Source organism: Eggerthella sp., from assembly GCF_048329335.1.
GTDB classification, from domain to species: domain Bacteria; phylum Actinomycetota; class Coriobacteriia; order Coriobacteriales; family Eggerthellaceae; genus Eggerthella; species Eggerthella lenta.
On record NZ_DBFEGU010000229.1, the window covers coordinates 1 to 6,997 of the forward strand.

A 6,997-nucleotide genomic window follows, 5' to 3' on the forward strand; every position below is an offset into this window, starting at 1 on the left:
GCGCCAGCTTCCTGCTCATCGTCGACGACGTGGCGCGCCTCGTGGCCAGCTCCGAGATACCCATCGGCATCCTGACCGCGTTCGTGGGAGCGCCGTTCTTCCTGTACCTCATCACGAGGAGGAAGCAGGGGCTATGAGCATCGATGTCGAGCACCTCAGCTTCTCGTACGGCAGCCACCATGTGCTGCGCGACCTGAGCTTCCGCATCCCCGACAACACGCTGGTGAACGTGCTGGGGCCCAACGGCGTAGGCAAATCGACCCTGTTCCGATGCATCCTGTGCCTCAACAACGGCTGGACGGGCAGCATCCGCGTGAACGGGAAGGACCTGCGCTCGATCTCCATCCGCGAGCGCGCGAGCGAGGTCGCCTACATCCCTCAATCGCATTCGTCCACTTACGCCTACGACGTGCTCGACGTGGTGCTGATGAGCGCGGGCGGCGGGATAGGTTTGTTCTCCACGCCGAAGCGCATGCACGTCGACCGGGCGTGGGATGCGCTCGAGCGCGTGGGCATCGCCCATCTGGGTCATCGCCCCTACACGCAGATATCGGGCGGAGAGCGCCAGCTGGTCCTCATCGCGCGCGCCATCGCGCAGAACGCCCGCACCATCATCATGGACGAGCCTACGAGCGCGCTCGATTACGGCAACACCGTGCGCGTACTGTCCACCGTGCGCCAGCTCGCGCGCGAAGGCATGAGCATAGTCCAATCGACCCACCAGCCCGATCAGGCGTTTCTTTACGCCGACCAAACGCTCGTCATCAACGACGGACGCGTGCACGCCTTCGGAAGCCCCAAAGACGTCATTACCAAAGAGCTGGTCAGCACCATCTACGACGTGGACGTGGAGGTCAATTCCCTATACGGCGACAAGGTGCGCGTGTGCGTGCCCGTACGCGAGATAGAGCGATAAACGCAAGGCAACGAAGTCGAAGAAAGGAAGATTCTATGGGAGGGATTACCGCAAGGAGCATGCTCTGGGCGAAACGCCTGCTGGTCGTAGGCGCGCTATGTCTGGGACTGGCGTTCGCGCTGAACGGATGCTCGCAGGCTCCGTCGCAGAACGCACCCGAAAGCGCCGACGGCGCCGCGCAAACCGATCAGGCGGCGCAGAACGAGACGCGCACGTTCACCGACTCGGCCGGACGCACGGTGGAAGTGCCCGCGAAGATCGACCGCATCGCGCCGGCGGGCCACACCGCCACGCAGGTCCTGCTTACGATGGCACCGGACAAGCTGGTGACGATCTCGACGGAGCTCACGGCCGACCAGGCGAAGTACCTGGGAGGCGACTACGCCAACCTGCCCGTGACAGGAGCCGCGTTCGGAGCGAAAGGCGACCTCAACAAGGAGGCCGTCGCCGCATCCGGTGCGCAGATCCTCATCGACACCGGCGAGATCAAAGACGGCATGAAAGAGGACCTCGACACGATGCAGCAGCAGCTGGGCATCCCCGTGGTGGTCATCGAGACGAAGATGGAGGACTACGGCGCAGCCTACGAGAAGCTCGGCGAGCTGTTGGGCATGGAGGATCGCGGCAAGGAGCTGTCCGACTACTGCAAGGCCGCCTACGACGAGACCGTATCCGTCATGAGCAAGATTCCCGAGGGCGACCGCGCGAAGGTGGCGTACCTGCTCGGCGACAAGGGGACGAACACCATCGCGAAGAACTCCTACCAGGGCCAGGTGATCGACCTCGTGGCCGACAACGTCGCCGACCTGGGCAAGGTGTCCGGCAGCGGCGCCGGCGTCGAGATCGGCATGGAACAGCTGGCTATCTGGGATCCTGCGGTCATCCTGTTCGGCCCGGACAGCATCTACGACACGGTGGGCTCCGATGCGGCCTTCGCCGACCTGTCCGCCATCAAGAACGGCTCCTACTACAAGGTGCCCGGCACGCCGTGGAACTGGCTGAACAGCCCGCCGACGGTGAACCAGGTGCTGGGCATGCAGTGGCTGCCGCGCCTGCTGTACCCCGAGCAGTACGACAACGACCTGTACAAGACGGTCGCAGGCTACTTCAAGACGTTCTACGGCTACGACCTGAGCGAGTCCGAGTTCAACGAGATCGCCGCGAACGCCCGTCCCAAAGCATAGGGCATCGCATCGATCGCACGTCCACGGAAAGCCCGGCGCGCCGGGCTTTCCTGCTATGATCAACGAAAAACGGTACGAGGAGATGCATATGGGAGAGAAGATCATGGACGGTTTCCCGTCGCGCGAAGAGGCGCTGGCCGACTTCTTCGCAGCATGGGAGCCGGCGAGGAGCGTCGAGTACGTGGCGCTCGACGACGCGGTGGGACGCGTGCTCGCCTGCGACCTGGCGTCGACGAACACGCTGCCGGTGGTGCGCGCCTCGTCGTTCGACGGTATCGCGGTGAAGTCGGCAGCGTTCGCGAACGGCATGCCCGACACGAGCAGCTGGAAGCCCGGCGTGGATTACGTGCGCGCCGACACCGGAGACGACTTCCCCGACGCGTTCGACGCCGTGGTGATGATCGAGAAGGCGGTCGTTCGGGAGGACGGATCGGTAACGTTCGACGACGACGTGACTGTCGAGCCCGGTTCGGGCGTGCGGCCCGCCGGCTCCACGCTGCGCGCGGGCGAGCCGCTCATGAGCGCCGGCAGCATTATCCGACCCACCGACCTGGCCGCTCTCGCCATGGGCGGCGCCACGATGGTGCCCGTGCGCGTCAAACCGCGCGTGGCGTTCATTCCCACGGGCAGCGAGCTCGTACCCGCAGGCATCAAGCCCCGACGAGGTCAAAACGTGGACACGAACAGCCTCATGTGCAAGCACCTCCTCATCGAGTACGGTGCCGAACCCGTGGTGTTCCCCCTCGTGCACGACGATCCCGTCGAGCTCGAACGCGCCTTCGAGGCGGCGCTCGCCACCGCCGACGTCGTGGTGGTCAACGGGGGATCGGCCCTCGGCGAGGAGGATTTCAACGTGAAGCTGGTCGAACGCCGCGGGCAGGTGGTGCACCATTACATCGCCGCCGTGCCGGGACGGCCGCTCATGCTGGCCGTAGCCGACGGCAAACCGGTCGTCGATCTGCCCGGCCCCACCATGGCCGCCTACTTCGGCTCCGAATGGTGCCTGCAAGCGATCACGGCGCGCATCCTGGGAATTCCGCTGCGCCGCCGCCCCGTCGTGCAGGCGCGGGCGGATGCCGCGAAGACGAGCATCCCCAAGATGGCGAACATAGCCCGCGTACACGTGACGCGCGACGACGAGGGCTACGCGGCGCACTTCCTCGATTTCAAAGCCGGGGAGCTGGCCGCGTGCATGACGTCGAACGCGCAGCGCGTCTCGCCCCTCGGCGAAGCGGGATGGGCCGAAGGCGACCTTTTGGACGTGGAGTTGCTGCGCGGCGAGGAGTTCGTCGATCAAGGCTAGGGCGCGCCTGAAGCGGCCCCACCGATGCCGTTGTCGCCCGAAAGCCGCGCTTCGAGGGCGAAAACCACGGCTTTCGGGCGACAACGCGCGCGGATCGTCCCTGGACGCACGAACGGCCCGGTCATCGACCGGGCCGTTCGCTGTGCTTGCTGCAGAAGCGCTATTCGGCGGCAGGAGCCTCTTCGACGAGGGCGTCCACCGCGGCGGCTTCCTCGGCCGTAGCCTCGGGAGCGGTCTCGGCGGCAGCCTCAGCCTCGGCGGCCTTCTTAGCCTCGGCCTCGGACTTCTTGGCGAACTCCTCGGCGCGCTTGGCCTTCTCGGCGGCCTTCGCCTCGCGCTCGGCCTTCTTCTTGGCCTCGGCCTCGGCGATGGCGGCGGCACGCGCGGCCTTCTTGGCGGCCTCGCGCTCAGCAACGGTCTCCTTCGCGGCACCGAACTTGTCGGCGAAGCGCTGGACGCGTCCGCCGGTGTCGACGAAGCGCTGCTGGCCGGTGTAGAACGGATGGCACACGTTGCAGATGTCGATCTTCAGCTCAGGCTTCGTCGAACGGGTCTGGAACGTGTTGCCGCAGCTGCACTTGACCGTGCAGTCCACGTACTCCGGATGAATACCCTGTTTCATTATGGTTCTCCTTTACGGGCCTTGGTTTCCGACCAAGGCGAAGACAAGCCTTTGCACTATAGCACAGTCGACGCCGCAACGCACGCGTTTTCTCCGGAAATTCCCAACCTAAGCGAGGAACGCCTCGTTCACCGGAAGATGGTACGCCTCGGCGATGCCGCGCAGGCCCTCGTCGGGAATGGCGCTGGCGAACCGGTCGCTGCCGCCGTTCATCGCGCGCGCCTGCGCGTAGACGGTCGCGGCCTTGTCGATGGTCTGCGCCAACCCGAACGTCGAGTCGAAGTCGTTCCCAGCGCAGAACAGACCGTGGTGAGCCCAAACGCATGCGTCGTAGACGCGCATGGCGTCGGCCGTGGCGCTGGCGATCTCAGGGCCGCCCGGCACCATCCACGGCACTACTCCGATGCCCTTCGGAAACGCGATCATGGCCTCCATCAGCATCTTCCACAGCGCACGGGTGAACGTGCGCGCATCGAGCGGCAGCACGTTGGTCAGCGCCACCACGTTTGCGGGATGGGCGTGGTACAGCACCCGGCCCGTGCCGCCGGTCGCCTCCCTGCGTACCGACTGGATGGCTGCGTGGCTGGGGAACTCGCTCGTGGGCACGCCGCCGTTCTTGAAACCCCACACGATGCGCCACGCGTCGCCCGCGGCGTTGACCTCCACGATGCCCGCGCCCGTGTCGGGGTCCAGCGCCACGTTGCGCATGTGCGCTCCCGCGGCCGTCACCAGGAAGAACTCACCGCCCAGGTTGGCGACCTGCACGCCTAGCGGCACCCACGAGCTGGGATTGTCGTAGAAGAACGAGCGGCTGGATGCCACGTCCTCCGGCGCAAGCCGGTACGACGCGTTGCCGCCGTTGCTCTCATGCCATCCCTGGCTCGAGCCCTCGCTGCACAGACGAGCGAACCCTTTCACGAACGCCTGCTGCTCCACCGCCACGCCCGAGACGGCGCCCTTCGCCGCCGACACGCCGCGGTCGAGCACTTCCTGCGCATTGTCGAAGAAACCCATGGTCAACTCCTTATCCGAAGCCTATCGTCCGTTATCCGCCGCATACGGCCGGCACCGTCCGCCGCGGCCTATAGCCCGCCGTCGCCTTCGCCGGGACGTATCTGCACGACGTACATCACGTTGGTGGCGGCCGCCGCGCCGTCGCCCGGCTCGCCGATGGTGGGACTCGTGGAGGGATCGCCCGCCGTGAACACCGCCAGCTCGCCCGGTCGCACGAGCCCGTTCTCCAACACGGCGTCGTGCGCCTGCTCGACGACGTGGCGCATGTCGCCCTGCACATCGCCGAGCATGGGCGTCACGCCCCAGTTGAGCTGCTGCTGGCGCATGACGCGCGGAAACGGCGTGACCGCGAGGATGGGCACGCGCGGGCGCAGGTTCGACACGAGTCGCGCCGTGCGACCGGACATCGTAGGCGCGACGATGCAAGCGGCGCCCACGTTCTCGGCCGTCTGCACGGCGGCCAGCCCTACGGCCAGCGCCACGCGCGCCTTGTCGCGGCTGCGGTCGGGCGCGCGCTCGTCGAACAAGTAGGGCTCGCTCGACTCGGCGATGCGCGCCATCATGCGCACGGCCTCCACCGGGTAGCGCCCGCCGGCAGTCTCGCCCGACAGCATCACGGCATCGGTGCCGTCGTAGATGGCGTTCGCCACGTCGCCCACCTCGGCGCGCGTAGGACGCGGGTTGCGTATCATAGAGTCCAGCATCTGGGTTGCCGTGATCACCGGCTTCGACGCGCGGTTCGACGCGCGGATGATCTCCTTCTGGATGTGCGGCACCTTGTGAGCCGGCACCTCCACGCCCAAGTCGCCACGCGCCACCATCACGCCGTCGGCCGCTTCGATGATGTCCTCGAAGTTCTCCACCGCCTCGGCGCATTCGATCTTCGCGATCAAGCACACGCCCTCGCCGCCGTGCTCGTCGAGGAAACGCCGCAACTCGCGCACGCCCTCGGCGTTGCGCACGAACGAGGCCGCTACGAAGTCGACATCCTGATCGATGCCGAAGACGAGGTCGGCCCGATCCTGGTCGGTCATCACGGGCAGCGGCACGCTGGCGCCGGGGATGTTGACGGACTTGCGCTCGCCCAACAGCCCGCTGTTGCGCACCGTGCAGCGGATGTCCGAGCCTTCGACCGCCTCCACCCGAAGCTCGATGAGCCCGTCGTCCAGCAGGATGGGCTGGCCGGGCCCGACGACGCGCGCCAACCCCGCGCAGGTTTGCGAGACCAGCTGCGCCGTGCCGTCCACCACGCGCTCGGTGAGCACGAGGGAACCGCCCTCCCGCAGCTCCACGGGACGTCCGCCCGCAAGCGAGCCCGTGCGGATCTCGGGGCCGCGAGTATCCAGCAGGATGGCGCACGGCGAGCCGAGGTCGCGACGCACGCGTTTCAGCAGATCCATGCGCGCCCGGTGTTCGTCGTGCGAGCCGTGCGAGAAGTTGAAACGCGCCACGTCCATGCCTGCGGACAGCAGCCCGCGCAGGGCGGTCTCGTCGTCGACGGCAGGTCCCAGCGTGCAAACGATCTTCGTGCGTCTTGCCATGCTCCTCCTCGATCGCGCCCGTTCCATGGGATCCATCATACCGTGAAATCCCCGCGAGCCCCCGTCGCGCCACCCCAATCCGACGAGTCTGCACACAAGCGCGGCGTCTCCGAGCGGCAACGGGCTTCGAAGCCGCCTTCGGATCCTCGCGCGCTGCGCGAGATCCTTCGACTCGCTTGCGCGCGCCCAGGATGGCGAACGGAGATCCGCTAACTCAGGATGGCGGCATGCATGCTCTTCCCTTCCGAGCAGACGTCCCGACCGCACGCCTGGCGCATGACCTCCCGAGAAACGTCTCGCCCCAGGGATCGCACGCCCCGTCGGACGACCTCCCAAGCAGCTTGCAGACGCACGGAGGCTCCCCTGATGGCGAAAAAGCATCGAATTCGGAAGAAATCGAGCGCCCCGATGAGACCC

General features: G+C 66.7%; 7 protein-coding genes. 4 read left to right on the forward strand and 3 right to left on the reverse strand.

Annotated elements, in window-relative coordinates; genetic code table 11:
* Positions 1–11 precede the first annotated feature (11 nt).
* The 4 genes from ACMO6A_RS07525 to ACMO6A_RS07540 all read left to right on the forward strand — a co-directional run bounded on the left by ACMO6A_RS07525 (position 12) and on the right by ACMO6A_RS07540 (position 3,403).
* On the forward strand, positions 12–137 hold the full coding sequence (locus tag ACMO6A_RS07525) for an iron chelate uptake ABC transporter family permease subunit (protein WP_418471018.1): 126 nt from the start codon (positions 12–14) through the stop codon (positions 135–137).
* On the forward strand, positions 134–916 hold the full coding sequence (locus ACMO6A_RS07530; RefSeq protein ID WP_009304749.1) for an ABC transporter ATP-binding protein: 783 nt from the start codon (positions 134–136) through the stop codon (positions 914–916). The genes ACMO6A_RS07525 and ACMO6A_RS07530 overlap by 4 nt, the downstream gene beginning before the upstream one ends.
* Positions 917–951: 35 nt before the next feature.
* Complete coding sequence (locus tag ACMO6A_RS07535; protein ID WP_009304750.1) at positions 952–2,100, forward strand: ABC transporter substrate-binding protein; 1,149 nt, start codon at positions 952–954, stop codon at positions 2,098–2,100.
* Positions 2,101–2,188: 88 nt separating this feature from the next.
* On the forward strand, positions 2,189–3,403 hold the full coding sequence (locus ACMO6A_RS07540; RefSeq protein WP_021410513.1) for a molybdopterin molybdotransferase MoeA: 1,215 nt from the start codon (positions 2,189–2,191) through the stop codon (positions 3,401–3,403).
* Between the two features lie 160 nt (positions 3,404–3,563).
* Here the strand turns inward: ACMO6A_RS07540 and rpmE are convergent, their stop codons facing one another.
* The 3 genes from rpmE to pyk form a co-directional block, all read right to left on the reverse strand.
* Positions 3,564–4,025: a 50S ribosomal protein L31 gene (gene rpmE, locus ACMO6A_RS07545; RefSeq protein WP_009304752.1), complete on the reverse strand. Its 462-nt coding sequence runs from the start codon at positions 4,023–4,025 to the stop codon at positions 3,564–3,566.
* A 108-nt stretch (positions 4,026–4,133) separates the two neighbouring features.
* Positions 4,134–5,039 carry a rhamnulose-1-phosphate aldolase gene (rhaD, locus tag ACMO6A_RS07550; RefSeq protein ID WP_009304753.1) on the reverse strand — a complete coding sequence of 302 codons (906 nt, stop codon included), beginning with the start codon at positions 5,037–5,039 and terminating at the stop codon, positions 4,134–4,136.
* Positions 5,040–5,107: 68 nt separating this feature from the next.
* Positions 5,108–6,580 (reverse strand): pyruvate kinase, encoded by a 1,473-nt coding sequence (gene pyk / locus ACMO6A_RS07555; RefSeq protein WP_015760401.1) that lies wholly within the window; start codon positions 6,578–6,580, stop codon positions 5,108–5,110.
* Positions 6,581–6,997: the final 417 nt, after the last annotated feature.

Coding starts and splice junctions, on each gene's coding strand:
- ACMO6A_RS07530 (WP_009304749.1), top strand. CDS start 134: ATGAGCATCGATGTCGAGCACCTCAGCTTCTCGTACGGCAGCCACCAT.
- ACMO6A_RS07535 (WP_009304750.1), top strand. CDS start 952: ATGGGAGGGATTACCGCAAGGAGCATGCTCTGGGCGAAACGCCTGCTG.
- ACMO6A_RS07540 (WP_021410513.1), top strand. CDS start 2,189: ATGGGAGAGAAGATCATGGACGGTTTCCCGTCGCGCGAAGAGGCGCTG.
- rpmE (WP_009304752.1), bottom strand. CDS start 4,025: ATGAAACAGGGTATTCATCCGGAGTACGTGGACTGCACGGTCAAGTGC.
- rhaD (WP_009304753.1), bottom strand. CDS start 5,039: ATGGGTTTCTTCGACAATGCGCAGGAAGTGCTCGACCGCGGCGTGTCG.
- pyk (WP_015760401.1), bottom strand. CDS start 6,580: ATGGCAAGACGCACGAAGATCGTTTGCACGCTGGGACCTGCCGTCGAC.